General features: G+C 49.3%; 20 protein-coding genes. All 20 read left to right on the top strand.

The window, feature by feature from the left end; translation table 11 throughout:
- Positions 1–10 precede the first annotated feature (10 nt).
- Positions 11–2020 carry a flagellar filament capping protein FliD gene (gene fliD, locus L3Q72_RS10530; RefSeq protein WP_275129904.1) on the top strand — a complete coding sequence of 670 codons (2010 nt, stop codon included), beginning with the start codon at positions 11–13 and terminating at the stop codon, positions 2018–2020.
- Between the two features lie 5 nt (positions 2021–2025).
- On the top strand, positions 2026–2331 hold the full coding sequence (locus tag L3Q72_RS10525; RefSeq protein ID WP_275129903.1) for a flagellar protein FliT: 306 nt from the start codon (positions 2026–2028) through the stop codon (positions 2329–2331).
- 13 nt (positions 2332–2344) lie between these two features.
- Complete coding sequence (gene fliS / locus L3Q72_RS10520; RefSeq protein WP_275129902.1) at positions 2345–2755, top strand: flagellar export chaperone FliS; 411 nt, start codon at positions 2345–2347, stop codon at positions 2753–2755.
- A gap of 294 nt (positions 2756–3049) precedes the next feature.
- Positions 3050–4510: a sigma-54 dependent transcriptional regulator gene (locus L3Q72_RS10515; protein WP_275129901.1), complete on the top strand. Its 1461-nt coding sequence runs from the start codon at positions 3050–3052 to the stop codon at positions 4508–4510.
- Positions 4511–4619: 109 nt separating this feature from the next.
- Positions 4620–5660 (top strand): ATP-binding protein, encoded by a 1041-nt coding sequence (locus L3Q72_RS10510; RefSeq protein WP_275129900.1) that lies wholly within the window; start codon positions 4620–4622, stop codon positions 5658–5660.
- Complete coding sequence (locus L3Q72_RS10505; protein WP_275129899.1) at positions 5660–7093, top strand: sigma-54 dependent transcriptional regulator; 1434 nt, start codon at positions 5660–5662, stop codon at positions 7091–7093. The genes L3Q72_RS10510 and L3Q72_RS10505 overlap by 1 nt, the downstream gene beginning before the upstream one ends.
- Positions 7094–7196: 103 nt before the next feature.
- Entirely contained in the window at positions 7197–7508 is a 312-nt protein-coding gene (fliE, locus tag L3Q72_RS10500) for a flagellar hook-basal body complex protein FliE (protein ID WP_275129898.1), read from the top strand.
- Positions 7509–7520: 12 nt separating this feature from the next.
- Positions 7521–9269 carry a flagellar basal-body MS-ring/collar protein FliF gene (fliF, locus tag L3Q72_RS10495; RefSeq protein ID WP_275129897.1) on the top strand — a complete coding sequence of 583 codons (1749 nt, stop codon included), beginning with the start codon at positions 7521–7523 and terminating at the stop codon, positions 9267–9269.
- Entirely contained in the window at positions 9262–10326 is a 1065-nt protein-coding gene (gene fliG / locus L3Q72_RS10490) for a flagellar motor switch protein FliG (RefSeq protein WP_275129896.1), read from the top strand. Before fliF ends, fliG begins: the two co-directional genes overlap by 8 nt.
- Positions 10327–10347: 21 nt before the next feature.
- Positions 10348–11151, top strand: coding sequence for a flagellar assembly protein FliH (gene fliH / locus L3Q72_RS10485; RefSeq protein ID WP_275129895.1), 804 nt, complete (start codon positions 10348–10350; stop codon positions 11149–11151).
- Positions 11151–12476 (top strand): flagellar protein export ATPase FliI, encoded by a 1326-nt coding sequence (gene fliI, locus L3Q72_RS10480; RefSeq protein ID WP_275129894.1) that lies wholly within the window; start codon positions 11151–11153, stop codon positions 12474–12476. Before fliH ends, fliI begins: the two co-directional genes overlap by 1 nt.
- 6 nt (positions 12477–12482) lie before the next feature.
- Complete coding sequence (gene fliJ, locus L3Q72_RS10475) at positions 12483–12926, top strand: flagellar export protein FliJ (protein ID WP_275129893.1); 444 nt, start codon at positions 12483–12485, stop codon at positions 12924–12926.
- 393 nt (positions 12927–13319) lie between these two features.
- Positions 13320–15338, top strand: a complete 2019-nt coding sequence (locus L3Q72_RS10470; RefSeq protein ID WP_275129892.1) for a flagellar hook-length control protein FliK — start codon at positions 13320–13322, stop codon at positions 15336–15338.
- 105 nt (positions 15339–15443) lie between these two features.
- Positions 15444–15953, top strand: a complete 510-nt coding sequence (gene fliL, locus L3Q72_RS10465) for a flagellar basal body-associated protein FliL (RefSeq protein ID WP_275129891.1) — start codon at positions 15444–15446, stop codon at positions 15951–15953.
- Positions 15954–15960: 7 nt separating this feature from the next.
- Positions 15961–17013: a flagellar motor switch protein FliM gene (fliM, locus tag L3Q72_RS10460; RefSeq protein ID WP_275129890.1), complete on the top strand. Its 1053-nt coding sequence runs from the start codon at positions 15961–15963 to the stop codon at positions 17011–17013.
- Positions 17014–17064: 51 nt separating this feature from the next.
- On the top strand, positions 17065–17472 hold the full coding sequence (gene fliN / locus L3Q72_RS10455) for a flagellar motor switch protein FliN (protein WP_275129889.1): 408 nt from the start codon (positions 17065–17067) through the stop codon (positions 17470–17472).
- Between the two features lies 1 nt (position 17473).
- Positions 17474–17860 carry a flagellar biosynthetic protein FliO gene (fliO, locus tag L3Q72_RS10450; RefSeq protein ID WP_275129888.1) on the top strand — a complete coding sequence of 129 codons (387 nt, stop codon included), beginning with the start codon at positions 17474–17476 and terminating at the stop codon, positions 17858–17860.
- Positions 17847–18722: a flagellar type III secretion system pore protein FliP gene (gene fliP, locus L3Q72_RS10445; protein ID WP_275129887.1), complete on the top strand. Its 876-nt coding sequence runs from the start codon at positions 17847–17849 to the stop codon at positions 18720–18722. The genes fliO and fliP overlap by 14 nt, the downstream gene beginning before the upstream one ends.
- Before the next feature lie 16 nt (positions 18723–18738).
- Positions 18739–19008 (top strand): flagellar biosynthesis protein FliQ, encoded by a 270-nt coding sequence (gene fliQ / locus L3Q72_RS10440; RefSeq protein WP_275129886.1) that lies wholly within the window; start codon positions 18739–18741, stop codon positions 19006–19008.
- A gap of 8 nt (positions 19009–19016) precedes the next feature.
- The gene (gene fliR / locus L3Q72_RS10435; RefSeq protein ID WP_275129885.1) at positions 19017–19799 is read left to right on the top strand and encodes a flagellar biosynthetic protein FliR; all 783 of its coding nucleotides are present in this window, start codon (positions 19017–19019) and stop codon (positions 19797–19799) included.
- The last annotated feature ends 4 nt before the right edge of the window (positions 19800–19803 follow it).

Genomic DNA, 19803 nt, shown 5'->3' with positions numbered 1-19803 from the left:
GGTGAGTTAAATGAGTTTGAACCCGCTGGGTACGTCTACTGGCATGGATATCAATTCGATGGTCAGCAAAATCGTCGATTCGGAGCGCATTCCAAAGCAGCAACGAATCGATCGTGAGCAGGCCAGGATTGATACCAGTATTAGTGCCTACGGAAGACTCAGAGAGTCACTGGATACAATGAAAAACCTGATGGCTGATTTCCGTCGGGAGGAGGCTTTCGCGGTTCGGAAAGTCGAGTCTACCGACGAGGAAGCAGTATCAGCTACAGCAACGACAGATGCTATCGCTGGTAAATATGCTATCGATGTGTTGCAGCTTGCTCAGAGTCACAAAGTAGCGTCAGACCCACTTGAGGATGACCTGCGCTTTGGGCCGGGTAAGCTGCAGATTCAGCTTGGTGAACGCAAGTTTGCCGTAGAAGTAAAAGAAAACTCCAGACTCATGGATGTTGTTCGTAACATCAATGAGGCTACAGGTAATCCAGGGGTCAGAGCGTCAGTAATCAATGATGCTGAGGGCCAGAGATTAATCCTTGCGTCTGATCGCTCAGGGGCAGAAAACCAAATCAAAATCGGTGTTGAGTCTGAGGCGGGGAATCCGCTGAAAAGACTTGAATACAAAACCCTCGAAGAGCGGGTTAACGCGCTTGAAGAGGCCAGAAATGCGGCAGCAGAAGCGCTGGCTGCACCTATCCCGGGGCAAGAAGTTGCCGATACAGAAGATTCGCAAGCGACTCAAATGGCTGATGAGGCAGAATCAGGCGATCCTGCAAGTCAGCAATCTATCACAGAGAGCATAACTGAAACCGGTACCGATGATGCTGCAACGGCAGCAGCGGCTGCCGCTGGCGCACTTGATGCTACCGATGCGGCGTTAGACGCGACATTAGATGGTACCGCGCAGTCCATTTTGCCGGAAGATACGATTCCGGGCTGGACCGGATCGGCTTCGGGAACTCTGCTTGATTCCTATACTCCGCCGGAAGCGGAGCTGGATACCTTCGCGCTTGAAAAAATGAGCGATGTTCCCGGCTGGTCAATGGCAGCATCGGGAACGCTGACCGATTCCTACGAAACGCCAAAAGAAGCCGAAGCGGCAAAACAGCAGCTGCTGGCTGAGCGAAAAGCCGCCATTGAAGCGGCTATCGAGGCAGGTGAAATCACCGAAGAAGAAGGACACCAGCTAGAGCTTGAGCAGATGGAACCGGCAGAGCGCGAGCGTCAGATAAAAATTGACGATACTCAGGCCGCGCTGGAAGCTGCCCAGCAGTCGGTTGAGTCCTATAGTGGCATGACCGAAATCCAGGCTGCCCAGGATTCTATGGTTATGCTGGATGGTATCGCTCAGCTAAGCAGCGAAAACAACGTGATTGAAGATGCGATTCAGGGAATCGACATCACGGTTAAGGGCGTAACAGACCCGGAGAAAAAGAAAACAGAAATCGGCGTTGAGTACGACAGACAGAGTGTTCGGGATGATATCGAGCAATTTGTTAGTTCTTATAACCAGTTTTACCAGCTTTCCCGTGAGCTGGCCGCTGCCGATCCGGCAACGGGTATGACCGGCCCTCTGGCGGGTGACAGCATAGTCCGCAGTGCAGAATCCAGACTGAAAACCGTATTTACTTCCAATATCAATGCGGCTCCTGAAGATCTGAAAACACTTTCATCTTTTGGTATTACCACCACAAGACAGGGGACACTGGAAATCAACTATAGTATGCTTGATAGACAGCTTACTAATAACTTTACCCGGTTGGGTGAGTTTTTTGGCGGCAAAGACGGTTTTGCCAAAAAGGTTGAAGATGCGATTCAGACCTTGACGGGAGCAACCGGAACCATACGTACCAGAGAGAACTCATTAAGAGATCAGACCTATCGTTTACAGGATGATCAGGTCGCATTAAACCGGCGAATGGAAAGCCTTGAAGAGAGGACCATGAAGAAGTTTAGTGCGATGCAGGATGTGACCGCTAAGATGCAGAGTCAGTTTTCCGGCATGATGAGTGCGTTGGGCTAACATAGATGGCAGACTATTTATCTGAATTGAGTGATCTTGATCATAATTTATTGTCTCAATTGCAAGAAGATGATTTAAAAGCTGAAGAAATCATTCTGCTTGTCGATAAGAGGGAACAGATTTTGCAGAATATCTATGAAGCACAAAAATCTGACCCTGATTTTAAAAATTCGTCACAGTGGCGTGAAGCATTAGGCAGAACAAAGCAAATTGTTGAACTAATGCAGAGCAAAACCAATGAAATTGGCGGACAATTAAGAAAGTTAAGACACGGTAGCAAGTCGGTTCAACGCTACCAGCAGTTTTTATAAGAAGAGGAATACCATGCGAGGTTCATTACAGGCATATAAGAAGGTATCTGTAGACAGTCAGCTTAGCGCGGCATCACCGCACAAAGTGATTCAGATGCTGATGGCAGGTGCGATTGAACGTTTAGTGCAGGGTAAAGCCGCCATGCAGCAGGGTAATGTTGCTGTAAAAGGTGAAAGGCTGGGTAAAGCTCTGGACATCGTTATCAGTCTGCGCGGCTGTTTGTCCATGAGTGACGGCGGAGAGATCGCCCAGAACCTTGATCAGCTGTACGACTTTATGATTTCGCAGATCACCATGGCAAATATCGAAAATAACGAGCAGGCCATTGATGACGTTATTCATATTATTCGTGAAATAAAGTCGGCTTGGGATCAGATTCCTGCGGAGTATCACAACCTGACTGCAGCGGAACTTGGCCAATAAGAAAGTAGTTTCTTATTGGCTGCATTACTTTTCAATATTGCTTCACATCTGGCGACGAGCAAGTTGCCTTATTCTGATAATTCCATAGAATAGACCTATTTAGGATAGAGCCCACTCATCTGGTGGGCTTTTGTTTGTTGTTCTGTACTCGCTCTGATTTAGACCACGAAAGACAAAAAAGATGAAAAGATCTTTATGCATATTGTCATAAATTGTCTATTGTTTATCTATGAGCTCAATGTCTATACAAAATCTTAATAGAACAACTAGTTAGAAAGGCACAATAATATTTTTATGCAGGGTTTGGCAAAATTGCTTGTAATTGAAGATAACAAAGAAAAAAGTCTTCAGTTAAGTACAATTCTTGAATTTGTTGGAGAGCATGCTGAGATTGTTGGCTCAGGCGAAATAGATAATGTAAACCTGTCAAAAGAATGGGCGGGGTGCATTGTCGGGTCTGTAGAAAATGATAAAAAGATCTCGCAAATCGAAAAAATATTAAGTGCAGCTATCCACATTCCACTTCTGAAACTTGATTGCAGCTCAATAAAGCTGGATGAATTTCCACAATACATCGGCGAGCTGGAACAGCCACTTAATTATCCTCAGTTAAGTAATGCCCTGCGACATTGTGCCTCGTTTCTGGGTAAACAAGCCGGCGCGGCATCCTCCAGAAAGAATACGCTGTTCAGAAGCCTTGTGGGGCAGAGTGATGGTGTTCGCGAAGTCAGGCACCTTATCGAACAGGTGGCCGGAACCGAAGCAAATGTACTGATTCTGGGTGAGTCAGGTACAGGTAAGGAAGTGGTTGCGCGCAATGTTCATTACCATTCAAGCAGACAAGGTGGTCCTTTTGTACCGATAAACTGTGGCGCGATCCCGCCGGATCTGCTTGAAAGTGAACTGTTCGGTCATGAGAAAGGGGCGTTTACCGGTGCCATTACCGCCCGGAAAGGCCGCTTTGAACTGGCAGAAGGCGGCACCATTTTCCTGGATGAAATCGGTGATATGCCAATGCCTATGCAGGTTAAACTGCTAAGGGTATTGCAGGAGCGCTCCTTTGAGCGTGTTGGCGGAAACAGCACCATCAAGGTGAATGTACGCATTGTTGCTGCGACCCACAGAAACCTTGAGACCATGATAGAAAATGAGAGCTTCCGGGAAGATCTCTTCTATCGTCTGAATGTATTTCCAATCGAAATGCCGGCTCTGAAAGAACGTACGGAAGATATTCCTCTGCTTATTCAGGAGCTGATGGCAAGAACTGAAGCTGAGGGCAGTCAGCCATTTTGCTTTACGCCAAGGGCGGTCAACTCCCTGATGGAACACAACTGGCCGGGTAATGTGCGTGAACTGGCTAACCTTGTTGAGAGAATGAATATTCTCTATCCGAACAGTTTGGTGGATGTGAATCAGCTTCCGACTAAATACCGCTATTCTGATATTCCTGAGTTCCAGCCGGAATATGATCCATCGGCTGGCGGAAGTATCGAAGAGCAGGAAAGAGACGCGCTAAATGGCATCTTCTCCGAAAACTTTCAGTTTGAAGATGAAGAGCTCAGCAACCACGGAGCATCACAGTCCCTGCCTCCAGAAGGTGTTAACCTGAAAGAGCTGCTGGCAGATTTAGAAGTGAATATGATCAATCAGGCACTGGATGCTCAGGATGGTGTTGTCGCGCGGGCCGCTGACATGCTGGGAATGCGAAGAACCACCCTGGTTGAAAAAATGAAGAAGTATAATTTACAAAGGTAGTCAACAAATTGACATTGCACTTACTTGTAACTCTTTGATTTAAATAAAATAATGACTTGGTGTGCTATTTGCATGTCAAGTCTTTGTTTTTTATGGCTGGAATTCCGACATGCCCCTACTGGATACACAAGAAAATCAGAGTCAACTAGGCACACTTGAAGAGCAGGTCGTGCGCTACAAGCAGGTGCTGGATGTTATGCCGGCAGGTGTAATCCTGCTGGATACTCAGGGGGAGATTGTTGAAGCGAACCCGGAAGCACACCGTCTGCTTGAAGTCTCTCTGGTTGGTGAAAAGTGGTTTTCGGTTATTCAGTCCGCTTTTGCACCTCAGGACGATGACGGGCATGAAATCTCGCTGAGAAACGGCCGTAAAGTCAGGCTGGCAATTTCAGCCTCGTCCACAGGTCAGCTTATTCTTATTACCGATCTCACCGAAACCCGGCTGCTGCAGTCCAGAGTGAGCGATCTGCAGAGACTTTCTTCACTGGGTAGAATGGTGGCATCACTGGCGCATCAGGTCAGAACACCGCTTTCCAGCGCTATGCTTTATGCATCAAACTTAGGCTCACCGAATCTGCCGGCTCCAACCCGGGAGAGATTTCAGGTAAAACTGATGGACAGGCTGCATGATCTGGAAAAGCAGGTTAACGATATGCTGCTGTTCGCCAAGGGTGGCGACAACAAAGTGGTGAAGCCTTTTACCATTGAAGATCTGGTTGCCGAATTCCAGCCTATGGTTGAAACTGCTATACAAAATAATCAGATAGACTACTTTCTTGAAGTGGAAGAAGAGAAAACCGAACTGCTGGGCAACGCCAATGCTATCGCTTCTGCTATCAGTAATCTGGTCATTAATGCGATACAGATTTCAGGAAAAGAGTCGCAGCTTGATGTCTTCTTCAGGCCGGTCGCCGGTGAACTGAAAATATCGGTTCAGGATAGCGGGCCGGGTGTACCAGAAGAGCTGCAAAGCAAGATTATGGAACCCTTTTTTACCACCCGCTCTCAGGGAACGGGGCTTGGCCTGGCGGTAGTACAGATGGTATGCCGGGCGCATAAAGGTAGACTAGAATTGATTTCAGAACCGGGGGATGGTGCCTGTTTTACCATGTGCCTGCCGCTGACAAAAGAACTATCCGGAGAAGAGTAATGGCTCAAAGTAAAGTACTCATTGTTGAAGATGATGAAGGCCTGCGCGAGGCGCTGGTTGATACCCTTGCCCTTGCCGGGTACGAGTGGATAGAAGCCGACTGCGCTGAAGACGCTTTAATTAAGCTTAAAGCGCAGGAAGTGGATATTGTGGTTTCCGATGTGCAGATGGCGGGAATGGGTGGCCTGGCGCTTCTCAGAAACATCAAACAGAACTGGCCGAATCTGCCTGTGCTGCTGATGACGGCCTACGCCAATATCGAAGACGCGGTGGCAGCAATGAAAGAGGGTGCCATTGACTATATGGCGAAACCTTTTGCGCCGGAAGTGCTTCTGAATATGGTCAGCCGCTATGCGCCGGTTAAGTCTGATGATGAAGGTGATGCGGTCGTTGCCGATGAAAAAAGCCTTAAATTGCTGGCTTTAGCAGACAAAGTGGCAAAAACCGATGCGAACGTGATGGTTCTTGGTCCGAGCGGCAGCGGTAAAGAGGTGATGTCCCGTTACATTCACAACGCTTCAAACCGTAAAGACGGCCCGTTTGTCGCCATTAACTGTGCGGCGATCCCTGACAATATGCTGGAAGCCACGCTGTTTGGTTATGAAAAAGGCGCTTTTACCGGTGCGGTTCAGGCGTGTCCGGGTAAGTTTGAGCAGGCTCAGGGCGGTACTATTCTTCTGGATGAGATCAGTGAAATGGATCTTAACCTGCAGGCCAAACTGCTGCGTGTGCTTCAGGAAAGGGAAGTGGAGCGTCTTGGCAGCCGTAAAAGTATTAATCTTGATGTCAGGGTTTTGGCGACCAGTAACCGTGACCTCAAGCAATACGTTAACGAAGGTAACTTCCGTGAAGATTTATACTACCGCCTTAACGTGTTCCCAATCTCCTGGCCTCCGCTGAAAGATCGTCAGGGTGACATTGAGCCGCTTGCCAAACATCTGGCTGAGCGCCACTGTCAGAAACTGGGACTTCCTGTTCCTGAGTTTTCTTCAAGTGCGGTTGGTAAGCTGCTGTCCTACACATGGCCGGGTAATGTGCGTGAACTGGATAACGTGGTTCAGCGTGCATTAATCCTGAGTGAGCAGGGCAATATTGATTCCGACCATATCCTTCTGGAAGGGGTGGACTGGCAGGATGCCGGCAGTCTTCAGAGCGCTGTTGAGTCAGGCGATCTGGCTCCGAGTGTCAGACCGGTGGCTGAGCCGGATTCCAGATACGAGCAGCCAGCGCAGGAGATGCCTAAGCCGCTTGTTTCATCATCGGGTGAAGGTCTGGGTGGTGAGCTGAGAGATCAGGAGTATGCGATTATTCTGGAAGCAGTCAAAGAGTGTAATGGCCGTCGGAAAGAAATTGCAGAAAAATTAGGTATTAGCCCGAGAACGCTACGCTATAAGCTGGCAAAAATGAGAGATGCTGGCATAGATATCCCTTAAATTCTTATCGCTGTAATTAAGCTATGCTCTAATGGCATGCTAATTGCAGCGTCAAGATAAGGTCGCATCAAGAAGTCAAGAAATTGGCTAAGGGTTAAGTAGAATGAATATCGGTGGAATACAGGCAGAAATGCAGGCAATGAGGCTTGAAGCGTTAAACACTTCAGCGCCTGCAACGGGTCAGCAGGTCGGTGCAGATTTTGGTGAGCTGTTTGCCTCAGCACTAAATAACGTGAATTCATTGCAAAAAACCTCAGGTAACCTTCAGATGCGATTTGACAGGGGTGACGAAGGCGTTTCACTTTCTGATGTTATGATCGCCAAAAATAAGTCTAGTGTTGCCTTCGAAGCGACAATACAGGTTCGTAATAAGCTGGTAGAAGCTTATAAAGAACTGATGAATATGCCTGTGTAATTTGGGTGGCGTATGGCTGAAGAAAATCAATCAACCGATCTGGCAGTAACCAACTCTGATACCAATGGTGGTGCGCTGACCACAGGTTCGGACGATGCAATGCAGAATCCGGATTTAGAGGAAAAGGCGTCATCAAAAATTGACCTTGCCATTGGTGACTTAGACCTTCTGAGACAAGTGGTTCTTGTCCTGTCCATTTCTATCTGTGTGGCGTTAATCGTCATGCTGTTCTTCTGGGTTAAAGAGCCTGAAATGCGTCCTTTAGGCACTTACGAAACAGAAGAGCTTATCCCCGTTCTGGATTACCTTGATCAGCAGAAGCTGGAGTACAAGTTAGATGGCAATACCATCAGCGTACCCGTTGCTGAATATGACTCCCTGAAACTGAACCTTGTCCGCGCCGGCCTTAATCAGCAAAAACAGGCGGGTGACGATATTCTGCTTAACGATATGGGCTTCGGTGTTTCCCAGCGACTGGAAACCGAGCGGTTAAAACTAAGCCGTGAACGTCAGCTTGCTAAAGCCATTGAGCAGATGCGCCAGGTTCGAAAAGCTTCCGTTCTTCTGGCTCTGCCAAAACAGAGTGTGTTTGTGCGTCAGAATCAGGAAGCCTCTGCAACGGTTTTTGTTACCCTGCGTACGGGTGCTTCTCTGAAGCAGGAAGAAGTGGACTCCATTGTCGATATGGTTGCCAGCGCTGTTCCGGGTATGAAACCAACGCGTGTTACTGTTACTGATCAGCACGGTCGTCTTCTGAGCTCCGGCTCTCAGGACCCGGTTTCCACAGCGCGCCGCAAAGAGCAGGAGCTTGAGCGTAAGCAGGAAGAAGAGCTGAGAACCAAGATTGATTCCGTTCTTATCCCGATTCTGGGTATCGGTAACTACACTGCTCAGGTGGATATTGAGCTGGATTTCAGTGCCATAGAACAGACGCGTAAAAGTTTCGACCCGAATACGGCCTCAACCCGAAGTGAATACAATCTGGAAGACTATAATAATGGTAACGTTGTTGCCGGTGTTCCGGGTGCGTTGAGTAACCAGCCGCCAGCCGATGCGTCTATCCCTCAGGATGTGGCGCAGATGAAAGACGGCTCGGTGCTTGGTCAGGGCTCAGTGCATAAAGAGTCCACCAAGAACTATGAACTGGATACCACCATCAGTCATGAGCGTCGTCAGACAGGTGTGATTGACCGCCAGACAGTCTCTGTTGCGATTAAACACCGCGCTGTGACCAATGCCGAAACCGGCGAGGTGACTTATGAACCGGTTTCGGATACAGAGCTAAATGCTATAAGACAGGTACTTGTGGGTACGGTTGGCTTCAACGATCGCCGTGGTGATTTGCTGAATGTGCTGAGCGTGAAGTTTGCTGAGCCGGAAGTGGAAGTTGTGCTTGAGACTCCAATCTGGGAGCACCCGAATTTCAACGACTGGGTTCGCTGGTTTGCCAGTGCACTGGTTATCATCATCGTTGTTCTGGTTCTGATCCGTCCAGCGATGAAGAAACTGCTTAACCCGAATGCGGACATCGAGGAAGAAGAAGGCCAGATGTATGGTCCCGATGGCCTGCCTATCGGTGGTGATGAGACCAGCCTGATTGGCAGTGACATCGAAAGCGGAGAAGCCTTTGAATTTGGTTCAGGTATTGAATTGCCTAACCTGCACAAAGATGAAGACGTGCTCAAAGCTGTTCGAGCACTGGTTGCAAATGAACCTGAGCTTGCAGCCCAGGTAGTGAAGAATTGGATAGCCGATGCCTGATGAAATTGTAAAACGCGAAGAAGGCGGACCAGTAGCCACAACGGAAGGAAACACCGTTGATATTGCTGAAATTGCCGGTGATGAGAGAGCCGCGATTCTGCTGCTGAGCCTGAGCGAAGAAGATGCCGCCGGAATTATCCGCCACCTTGAGCCTAAACAGGTTCAGCGTGTGGGTAGTGCCATGGCCCGTGCAGCGGATCTGAATAACGATAAAGTGGGTGCGGTACACCGCGCCTTTCTGGAAGATATTCAGAAATACACCAACATTGGTATGGGCAGTGAAGACTTTATGCGTAAGGCGCTGGTGACTGCTCTGGGTGAAGATAAGGCAAATAACCTTGTTGACCAGATCCTGCTTGGCACAGGTTCAAAAGGTCTGGATTCACTGAAATGGATGGACCCTCGTCAGGTGGCCACCATTATTATCAACGAACACCCGCAGATTCAGACTATTGTACTTTCTTACCTGGAAGCGGATCAGTCGGCCGAGATTCTTTCCCAGTTCCCTGAAAGGGTCCGTCTGGACCTTATGATGCGTATCGCCAACCTTGAAGAAGTTCAGCCTTCCGCACTGGCTGAGCTGAATGAAATCATGGAGAAACAGTTTGCCGGTCAGGCTGGTGCACAGGCTGCTAAGATTGGTGGTCTGAAGGCGGCTGCCGAGATTATGAACTTCATGGATAATAACATTGAAGGCGTGCTGATGGATCAAATCCGCGATCAGGATGAAGATATGGCAACCCAGATTCAGGATCTGATGTTCGTATTCGACAACCTTATCGAAGTGGACGATATGGGTATCCAGAAGCTGCTGCGTGATGTTGCTCAGGATGTTCTGCAGAAAGCACTCAAAGGTGCCGATGAAGGTCTGCGTGAGAAGATATTCAAGAATATGTCCAAGCGTGCTGCTGAGATGATGCGCGACGATATCGAAGCTATGCCACCGGTACGGGTTGCCGATGTAGAAGCGGCGCAGAAAGAGATTCTTGCAGTTGCCCGTAAACTGGCGGACAGCGGTGAAATTATGCTGGGCGGCGGTGCGGACGAGTTCCTGTAACAGATTTAAGAAGGTAACCCTATGTCTTTAGAGCGTAAACGCGGTTTTTTGCGTCCGGATGAGGACGGCTCAGATATTAAACCGGAGAAGTGGGGCGTACCTGACTACACCGCAGAAAGCCAGAAAAACGCCAAGCAGACGGCATTTAATTACGATCCCGGCTGGATTCCCGACTTCGAAGAGCCTCAGCATGTTGAAGAGGCGGTGGAGCTGACCGCTGAAGACGTTGAAGCAATCAAACAACAGGCCTATCAGGAAGGTTTGCAGCAGGGACAGGAAGCAGGCTTTAACCAGGGCTTTGAGAAAGGTAAAGCCAAAGGTCTGGAAGAGGGCCATGCTGAAGGCCTTGAAAAAGGCATGACTGATGGTGTGACTGCCGGTCAGGAGCATATCAATACTCAGGTTCAGCACTTTGTTGAACTTGCCAATCAGTTTGCCCAGCCTCTTGAGCTTATGAATTCTCAGGTTGAGCGTCAGCTTGTTGACATGGTTCTGGCTCTGACCAAAGAAGTGGTGCATGTAGAAGTGCAGACCAATCCTCAGATTATTCTCGATACCATCAAAGAGTCGGTAGAGGCTCTGCCAATTTCAGGCCATGACATTACTCTTAAACTGAATCCCGAAGATGCGGAAATTGTCCAGTCTGCTTATGGTAACGATGAGCTTGCTTTTCGCAACTGGACTCTGGTTAGTGAGCCTTCACTTAACCGTGGTGATGTACAGATAGAAGCGGGTGAATCCAGCGTAAGCTATAAAATGGAAGAACGTATCCGTTCGGTGCTCCACTCTTTTTGCGGTGTGAACCGCCATCAGGGGAGTGAGTAATGCTGGCGCTGGCTGACCGTCTTTCCCAGTACAAAACTACTGGCCTTAAAACCCGCGCTATTGCAGCCGGCAAACTGGTTCGAGTTGTGGGTCTGACACTGGAAGCGACAGGTTGTAAAGCGCCTATCGGCAGCTTGTGTAAGGTGGAAACTCTGTCCGGCGAGATGGAAGCGGAAGTAGTCGGCTTTTCCGGTGATAACCTGTTTTTGATGCCCAGCGAGCAGATCAGCGGCGTTCTTCCCGGCGCAAAAGTGACGCCTGTAACCGGCGAAGGCGGACTGCCTGTGGGTATGGAACTGCTTGGCCGGGTGATTGACGGTGTGGGTAATCCCATTGATGGTCTGGGCGATATCTATACCGAGCAAACCGCTTCTTTCAGTTCAGATCCAATGAACCCGTTGCTACGAAAGCCTATTTCTGAACCCCTTGATGTTGGTCTTAAGGCGATTAATGGCTTGCTTACCGTAGGCAAAGGCCAGCGTATAGGTCTGTTTGCCGGTTCAGGTGTGGGTAAATCGGTCACCCTTGGCATGATGACCAGAGGAACCACGGCTCAGGTCGTTGTTGTTGGCCTGATTGGTGAGCGTGGACGAGAAGTAAAAGAATTTATCGAAGAAATTTTGGGTGAAGATGGCAGAAGGCGCTCGGTGGTGGTTGCCGCTCCTGCGGACTCTTCACCTCTGATGCGGCTGAAAGGCTGCCAGACCGCCCTGACTATCGCTGAATATTTCCGTGATCAGGGACTGGATGTGCTTTTGTTAATGGATTCCCTGACCCGTTTTGCCCAGGCGCAGCGTGAAATTGCTCTGTCCGTGGGTGAGCCACCGGCAACCAAGGGTTATCCGCCTTCCGTATTTGCCAAACTGCCTGCTCTGGTGGAACGTGCCGGTAACGGCAGCCCGGATCAGGGCTCGATTACCGCCTTCTTTACGGTGCTGACAGAAGGTGATGACCTTCAGGACCCCATTGCCGACGCATCCCGTGCAATACTCGATGGTCACATTGTTCTTTCCCGTGAAATGGCAGATGCCGGCCACTATCCGGCAATCGATGTTGAGAAGTCTGTGAGCCGGGTTATGCCGCAGATCACCACCGATGAACATGTGCTTATGTCCAAAGCCGTTCGTCAGGTTCTTTCCATCTGCCGTAAAAATCAGGATCTGGTTTCTATCGGTGCCTACAAGCCGGGAACCGATCCGGCTATCGACAGCGCCTTTACCATAAAACCGACGCTGGACCAGTATCTGCAACAGAGCATGAAAGAGTCTGTTCCTTACGATATGTGCGTCAATATGCTCAAGAGTATATTGCAGCCGGGAGGATAATAGCGGATGGAGAATGCAATGGACTTCCTGCTTGAGCAGGCCAAAGAGAAGGAAGATCAGGCGGTTCTTGCGTTAAACAATGCCCGGGCTGAACTGGATAACTACTATGTACAGCTGAAACAGATTGAGCAGTACCGGCTTGATTACTGTAAGCAGCTGGTGGAAAGAGGTCAGAAGGGCCTGTCTGCCAGTGAGTACGGTCACCTTAACCGCTTTTTAACTCAGCTTGATGAGACCCTGAAAAAGCAGAAAGAAGCGGAAGGCCACTTTAAGTCTCAGGTGGAAAACTGTCAGGAATACTGGCTTGAAATGCGCAAGCAGCGCCGCTCCTATGAGTGGATGATAGAGAAGAAGAAAACCGAGAAGCAGAAGCTTTTGGATAAGCAGGAGCAGAAGCAGATGGATGAGTTTTCTACTTTGAGTTATGCAAGACGAAAAAGTCATCATTAAATCTCAGAAATATTGCAATGCAGATGGTCAGACAGCGACTTCATAGGGGAAGCTGATGGGTACCGATAAGCAGACCGTCCTCGCCATGGATGGCGAGATCGAGCTACATGGATGTACTTGCAGCGTGTCTGTGTTCGGTACCCATTGGCTTTCCCGGAGCCAAAAGAAAAGTGGAGAAGGCTCAGTTACTGACTCGCAATAAGTAGTGATATGCGTAAATATTCTACTACGGTATGCATTCCCACGCCGGAGCATGGGAACGAGATCATAAGTTACCCCAACAGCAGTATTCAAAATGGCTCGAAACTTGCAGATTCCTCATCAGGAGTATCAGAGCGGCAAAATCTGCCGGTTCTGCTGCGGTATAAATAAACCTGATGTGAGACTGATCTTATGAACCAAACTTCCCTTTCAGTTGCCGAGGTTGGCAAAACATCTGCTCTTTTACAGACGGGGGCAGGGAATACCCAATCATCAGGTGAAGCCTCTGAATCAGAGGGCTTTCTTAGTGTTTTAAGCTCTGTCTTCGGAGGTTCAGAAACGGAAGGCGGAGAAGAGGTTTCAGCCGAAGGGGCTGAAGTTTCTGAAGCTGAGCTTTCTAAATCTGAAGTCAAAGCCGAAAGTGTCGATGAACTGCTGGAGCTTGAAGGCGGTGAAGAGGGCGAGAAGCTTGAAGGCGAGTCCGTTGAAGGAGAAGACGCAGAGCTGGTTGCTAAGACATCAGGTGAGTCTGCTGAAACGAAGAAATCAGGCGCAGAGGTTTCGGCAGAGAAAAAGCCTGTTGATCCGGAAGTGACGAAAGCGATGAGTGAAGGCAGTGCTCTGCTGGAAAGACTGGATGAGTCCAGTCAGGCATTGCAAACTGAAAAACCGTCACAGACAGAAGTATCCGGCAAGGCGTTGCCACAGTCAGAAAGCAAGCTGGCAGAAACGTCCGGGCAGGAAGCTAAACAGACTACAGTAGAGAAACTGATTGAGTCAGATCCTCTGTTGTCGAAATACATTAAAGCGGTTGAGCAGGAAACTCCGGAAGAGTCAGATTTAAGCCCTGAAGAGCTGAAAGCAGCTCAGGCAGAGAAGATAGATAACCTGAAAGCCGTTTTCCAGTCTGCGATAGAAGATGGTAAGGCAATAGAAGGTGAAGTGCCTGAGCAGGAAGCGGCGCAACAGCTTAACAAAGAGCTGAGCAGCCTGAAGGTTGCGAAAGTGCTGGAGGAAAATCCGGAGCTTAAGGTTGCCGATCTGAGCGAAAGCGAAATTGCTGCTTTAAAACAGCTTCAGGCCGATCAGATAAAAAATGAAGGTGAGCAGCCACCAAATAGCAAGTTGGTCTGGGATACCGCCAAAACAGCAACAGCGGTCGGTGTGGGAGCGGCTCTGGCAACTGCAGCCCAGGACAGCCCGTCTGTGCAGTCAGCAGATGCATTAGCCGCTGGCCAGGTGATGCAGGAAGCGGTTCAGATAAACGAAGCCGTTGACCCTCAGATGCTGACAGAAGAAGAGCTGGCGGCAATGGCGCAGATAAACTGGGGAGCTGGCACGGCTGAGAATGCAGTTAAAGTCGCTCCTGAAATGGTGAAAGCGGCTCAGCCACAGGTGAATCATCTTCAGAATCAACAACTGCATCAGCAGTTGCAGCAGGCTCAGGCGCAGGCTTTAAGTCAGGGGGCAGAGAGAGCAGCAGTGCAAAATAACCTTCAGCATGTTTCTCCTGAGCTGAGCGCAGCAGCAATGCAGAATAACGCCATGGCACAAACGGTGCTTCAGCAGTCCCAGTCAGCGCCGCTGGCGGGCAAGGCAGCTGTTGATGCGTCTGCTCTGGCCCTGGGAGCGGCAGGAGGTCTGGCTGCCGCAAAAGGTTCATCAGACAAAGATAAAGATCTGTCCCAGCAACTTGCCGGACTGACTTCTCAGCAGGGCGTTCATCAGGCGCAGGTGAGAAGTGAGGTTCAGCAGGCAATCCAGCAGTCGCCATTGCAGTTAGCGACGAAAGAAGCCGGCGCAGAGCAGTTAGCGGAACGTGTTCAGATCATGCTGTCAAAGAACCTGAAAAACGTTGATATACGTCTGGACCCGCCGGAGCTGGGCAGAATGCAGATTCGTATGTCCATGAATGGTGATATGGCGTCGGTGCAGTTTACCGTATCCAACCAGCAGGCCCGTGAGATGATTGAACATGCGATGCCAAGGCTGAGAGAAATGCTGTCCCAGCAGGGTGTTCAGTTAGGTGATTCATCGGTTCATCAGCAGAATTCCGGTCAGCAGCAGAAGCAATATGCCATGGGAAATGGCTCATCCGGTAACGGTGGATCAGACGGTCTGACAGGCGGTGATGAGGCAAACCTTGATGAAAGCATCAATCTTGATGTGAATATTGCGGCAAAAGATGATGGAATCAGTTATTACGCTTAATATTTTTATATTCTAATTCCGTTATTCAGTGTATAAAACGTTTGAGGTTCGCCTTGGAGGGAACCTCCTGAATAACGAAACATTATTAATCAGTTAGGGAATATTATGGCTGAAGAAGAAAACAAAGAAGGCGGCGAAGGCGAAGCACCCAAAGGGAAAAGCAAACTTCTGATTATCATTATTGCTGTGGTGGTTTTACTTGCCGGTGGTGGCGGTGCGGCTTTCTTTCTGATGGGTTCCGATGAGCCGGAGGTGGCAGAAGAGGCTGAGGCCGGGCCAGCCAATGCGTTGCCAGAACCTGCTTCTTACGTAAATATCCCGCAGCCGTTTCTGTTTAATGCTCCCGGTAAGCAAAGAGACAGGCTGGTTCAGATAAAAGTGCAGTTGATGGTTCGGGGAACCGACAACGAAGATTTAGCAAGGCATCACTCACCATTGGTTGAAAGCACACTGTTAAATACCTTTGGTACCGCAACAGTGGAACAGCTAAGAACGCCGACAGGCCGGACTTTGCTGCGTGATCAGGCGACGGAAGATATCCGCGCTACCCTGAATGAGGTCGTGGGTCAGCCTGTGATTGAAAAAGTGCTCTTTACCGATTTTGTAATTCAATAGGAATCACGTGACTGATCTATTAACCCAGGACGAAATTGACGCGCTCTTACACGGTGTTGACGACGTCGATGAAGAAGAAGAGTTTCTGGAGGAATCCGAAGGTGCGGTCACCTTCGATTTCTCATCTCAGGACCGGATTGTCCGTGGTCGTATGCCGACCCTGGAGCTTATCAATGAACGCTTTGCGCGCCATATGCGTATCAGCCTGTTCAATATGCTGCGAAAAACGGCAGAGGTATCCATCAACGGCGTTCAGATGATGAAGTTCGGTGAATACCAGAATACTCTGTATGTACCGACCAGTCTGAACATGGTGAGATTCAGGCCGCTGAAAGGTACGGCGCTGATTACCATGGAAGCGCGTCTGGTCTTTATCCTGGTGGAGAACTTCTTTGGTGGTGACGGACGATTCCACGCTAAAATCGAAGGGCGGGAATTTACCCCAACAGAACGCCGGATTATCCAACTGCTGCTTAAGATTGTATTTGCTGACTACAAAGAGGCATGGTCGCCGGTAATGGGCGTAGAGTTCGAATATCTGGACTCAGAAGTTAACCCGAGTATGGCGAACATCGTAAGCCCGACGGAAGTGATTGTTGTGAGTTCATTCCATATCGAGGTAGACGGCGGTGGCGGTGACTTCCACGTGGTAATGCCTTACTCCATGGTAGAGCCGATTCGTGAACTTCTCGATGCCGGTGTTCAGTCAGACAAGATGGAAACCGATGTGCGCTGGAGTACGGCTCTGCGTGATGAAATCATGGATGTGCCGGTAAACTTCCGGGTGAACCTGCTTGAGAAAGATATTTCACTTCGTGACCTGATGGAGCTGCAGTCCGGAGACATCATTCCGGTTACCATGCCTGAAAACGCAGTGATGTTTGTGGAAGAGCTGCCAACCTACAGGGTTAAACTGGGCAAGTCTTCAGATAAGATTGCAGTTCAGGTTTCTGAGAAGATTAAGCGCCCTGAAGTGGTTAAAAGTGATATTGCCTTCCTTGGCAAAGATATTATGTCGGAGCTGAACAGCGAAAACGCTGAAACGGCTGACGAAGAGTAGTGATAAAGGTCTTGTCCTAAATGACAGGCCGGTTAAAAAAGGTAGTGACGAATGGATCCGAATGAAGATCAAAAACTGGCGGACGAATGGGCAGCGGCATTAAGTGCAGATCCTGGTGCTGCGCTGGGCGCGGAAGAGGCTGAAGTCGCACCACTTGAAGAGCTGTCAGACAGTTCCACACCAATCAGTGATGATGAAAGGCGCAAGCTGGACACCATCATGGACATCCCGGTTACCATCTCCATGGAAGTGGGACGTTCGCAAATCAGCATCCGCAACCTGCTGCAACTTAACCAGGGCTCAGTAGTTGAGCTGGACCGGGTGGCGGGTGAATCGCTGGACGTTATGGTTAACGGTACGCTTATCGCTCACGGTGAAGTGGTTGTGGTAAACGACAAGTTTGGTATTCGTCTGACTGACGTAATCAGCCAGACAGAACGAATTAAAAAGCTTCGTTAATATGCGGCCTGTTGCGATACTGAGTGGCATTTTATCAGCAACGCCGGCATACGCTGCCGGCGCTCCTGATATGGATCTGCTCACCACATTTGGCTCACTGGTTCTGGTTATCGGTGTTATTTTCGGCCTTGCCTGGGTACTGAAAAGAATGCAACTGCCAGCGATGGGCAATCAGAAAGATCTCAGAGTCGTGCGGCAGATGCCCATGGGAGCCAAAGAACGAATTGCGGTTATCCAGGTGGGAGAAGAGCAGTTTGTGATAGGTGTAACTGCCCAGTCCATCAATCTGATATCCCGGCTGGATAAACCGATAACGGAACAGGCAACGGACACCTCACCCTTCGCCAGACAACTTACACAGTTATTGAAGAAAGATGAAAATAAATAGCTATATCGCTGCCTTACTGGCGGCGTTTGTGTTTCTTCTGTCAGCCCCTTTTGCGGTGGCACAGGAAGAGCTGGAAGCACCAATACCGGCCACAGCAACCGGAGCCGAAAACATCACAGTAACTGCGATGGAGAAGGAGAGTGGTGCCAGTCAGACCGTCGCCCTGGGAAGCCGCTCCGGAGGAGGGGCGGGTATTCCGGCGCTGACCATGACAACCAATCCGGATGGCAGCGAAGACTATTCCGTTAACCTGCAAATTCTGGCTTTGATGACCATGCTGGGCTTCCTGCCTGCCATGGTTATTCTGATGACCTCTTTTACCCGGATTGTGGTTGTGATGTCGATTCTGCGCCAGGCAATGGGTCTTCAGCAGACACCGTCCAACCAGGTGATCATAGGTATTGCCATGTTCCTTACTTTTTTCATCATGTCCCCGGTGTTCGACAGGGTAAACACCGCAGCCATTCAGCCTTACCTGAACGAAGAGATAAGTGCCAGACAGGCGTTTGACCAGGCCCAGGGGCCGATGAAAAGCTTTATGCTAAAGCAGACCCGGGTTAAGGATCTGGAGACCTTTGTTAATATTTCCGGCTCAGATGCCCAGAACCCTGAAGATGTATCCATGGCGGTTCTTATTCCGGCGTTTATCACCTCAGAGCTAAAGACCGCTTTCCAGATAGGCTTTATGTTGTTCCTGCCGTTTCTGATCATCGACCTTGTGGTTGCCTCGATACTGATGGCAATGGGTATGATGATGCTTTCGCCAATGATCGTATCGCTGCCGTTTAAGCTGATGCTGTTTGTGTTGGTGGATGGCTGGAATCTGATTCTTTCCACCCTTGCGGGCAGTTTCGCATTGTAGCGGGGGAGTATAGATAATGACACCTGAAGTATTTGTAGAAATTTTCCGGGATGCATTATGGATGGTGCTGGTTATGGTCTGCGCCATTATTATTCCCAGCCTGATGATCGGTCTGGTAGTTGCCATCTTCCAGGCCGCGACCTCAATCAACGAACAGACGCTGAGCTTTTTGCCAAGACTTATTGTGACTCTGCTTGCTCTGATGTTTTTTGCCCACTGGATGACGCAGTCGATGATGAGCTTCTTTTTTGAGATGGTCGAAAGACTGCCGCTGGTTCTCTATTAGGTGGGCTGATGGAGTATCCAACAACCATAATACTGGACTGGATAGCCAACTATTTTTGGCCCTTTACCCGCATATCCGCCATGTTTATGGTGATGACGGTAACAGGGGCGCGCTTTGTTTCCACCCGCCTTCGTCTCTATCTGGCGCTGGCAGTGACCTTTGCGGTGATGCCTGCGATTCCTGCTGTTAGCCGGGAAATCGAACTGCTTTCCTTTGAGGGCTTTTTAACCACGCTTGAGCAACTGATAATCGGCATTGCCATGGGGATGATCACTCAGTTTATGATTCAGACCTTTGTTATGCTGGGGCAGATCCTCGGTATGCAGTCGAGCCTGGGTTTTGCTTCAATGGTAGACCCGGCAAACGGTCAGAACACGCCGCTGCTCGGTCAGCTGTTTATGTTCCTTGCCACCATGTTCTTTCTGGCCACTGACGGGCATCTGAAAATGATACAGCTGGTGGTGTATAGTTTTAAAAGCCTGCCGATTGGCTCAGGTTCACTTACCACGACTGATTTCAGAGAGGTTGCGCTCTGGTTTTCTATTATGTTTAAAACGGCGCTCAGTATGTCACTTTCCGGCATCATTGCCCTTTTGACCGTAAACCTTTCATTCGGTGTTATGACCCGGGCCGCTCCTCAGCTAAACATCTTCTCACTGGGCTTTGCATTCGCCCTTATGGTGGGTTTGTTGCTATGCTGGTTTATTATGCTCGGATTATTCAGTCACTATGAGCTCTACTGGATTCAGGGCGAGCAGCAGATCTGTAATATGATCCGGTTGAGTTGTTAAAGGA

Origin of the sequence: Vibrio sp. JC009, assembly GCF_029016485.1 — a bacterium.
Lineage (GTDB): Bacteria > Pseudomonadota > Gammaproteobacteria > Enterobacterales > Vibrionaceae > Vibrio.
The sequence above is the reverse complement of the archived record's forward strand: the minus strand, read 5'-3'. Positions and strand labels throughout refer to the sequence as shown.

Bases quoted from the DNA above. Each gene is read 5' to 3' on its own strand.
- fliD (WP_275129904.1), top strand. From the start codon at position 11: ATGAGTTTGAACCCGCTGGGTACGTCTACTGGCATGGATATCAATTCG.
- L3Q72_RS10525 (WP_275129903.1), top strand. From the start codon at position 2,026: ATGGCAGACTATTTATCTGAATTGAGTGATCTTGATCATAATTTATTG.
- fliS (WP_275129902.1), top strand. From the start codon at position 2,345: ATGCGAGGTTCATTACAGGCATATAAGAAGGTATCTGTAGACAGTCAG.
- L3Q72_RS10515 (WP_275129901.1), top strand. From the start codon at position 3,050: ATGCAGGGTTTGGCAAAATTGCTTGTAATTGAAGATAACAAAGAAAAA.
- L3Q72_RS10510 (WP_275129900.1), top strand. From the start codon at position 4,620: ATGCCCCTACTGGATACACAAGAAAATCAGAGTCAACTAGGCACACTT.
- L3Q72_RS10505 (WP_275129899.1), top strand. From the start codon at position 5,660: ATGGCTCAAAGTAAAGTACTCATTGTTGAAGATGATGAAGGCCTGCGC.
- fliE (WP_275129898.1), top strand. From the start codon at position 7,197: ATGAATATCGGTGGAATACAGGCAGAAATGCAGGCAATGAGGCTTGAA.
- fliF (WP_275129897.1), top strand. From the start codon at position 7,521: ATGGCTGAAGAAAATCAATCAACCGATCTGGCAGTAACCAACTCTGAT.
- fliG (WP_275129896.1), top strand. From the start codon at position 9,262: ATGCCTGATGAAATTGTAAAACGCGAAGAAGGCGGACCAGTAGCCACA.
- fliH (WP_275129895.1), top strand. From the start codon at position 10,348: ATGTCTTTAGAGCGTAAACGCGGTTTTTTGCGTCCGGATGAGGACGGC.
- fliI (WP_275129894.1), top strand. From the start codon at position 11,151: ATGCTGGCGCTGGCTGACCGTCTTTCCCAGTACAAAACTACTGGCCTT.
- fliJ (WP_275129893.1), top strand. From the start codon at position 12,483: ATGGAGAATGCAATGGACTTCCTGCTTGAGCAGGCCAAAGAGAAGGAA.
- L3Q72_RS10470 (WP_275129892.1), top strand. From the start codon at position 13,320: ATGAACCAAACTTCCCTTTCAGTTGCCGAGGTTGGCAAAACATCTGCT.
- fliL (WP_275129891.1), top strand. From the start codon at position 15,444: ATGGCTGAAGAAGAAAACAAAGAAGGCGGCGAAGGCGAAGCACCCAAA.
- fliN (WP_275129889.1), top strand. From the start codon at position 17,065: ATGGATCCGAATGAAGATCAAAAACTGGCGGACGAATGGGCAGCGGCA.
- fliO (WP_275129888.1), top strand. From the start codon at position 17,474: ATGCGGCCTGTTGCGATACTGAGTGGCATTTTATCAGCAACGCCGGCA.
- fliP (WP_275129887.1), top strand. From the start codon at position 17,847: ATGAAAATAAATAGCTATATCGCTGCCTTACTGGCGGCGTTTGTGTTT.
- fliQ (WP_275129886.1), top strand. From the start codon at position 18,739: ATGACACCTGAAGTATTTGTAGAAATTTTCCGGGATGCATTATGGATG.
- fliR (WP_275129885.1), top strand. From the start codon at position 19,017: ATGGAGTATCCAACAACCATAATACTGGACTGGATAGCCAACTATTTT.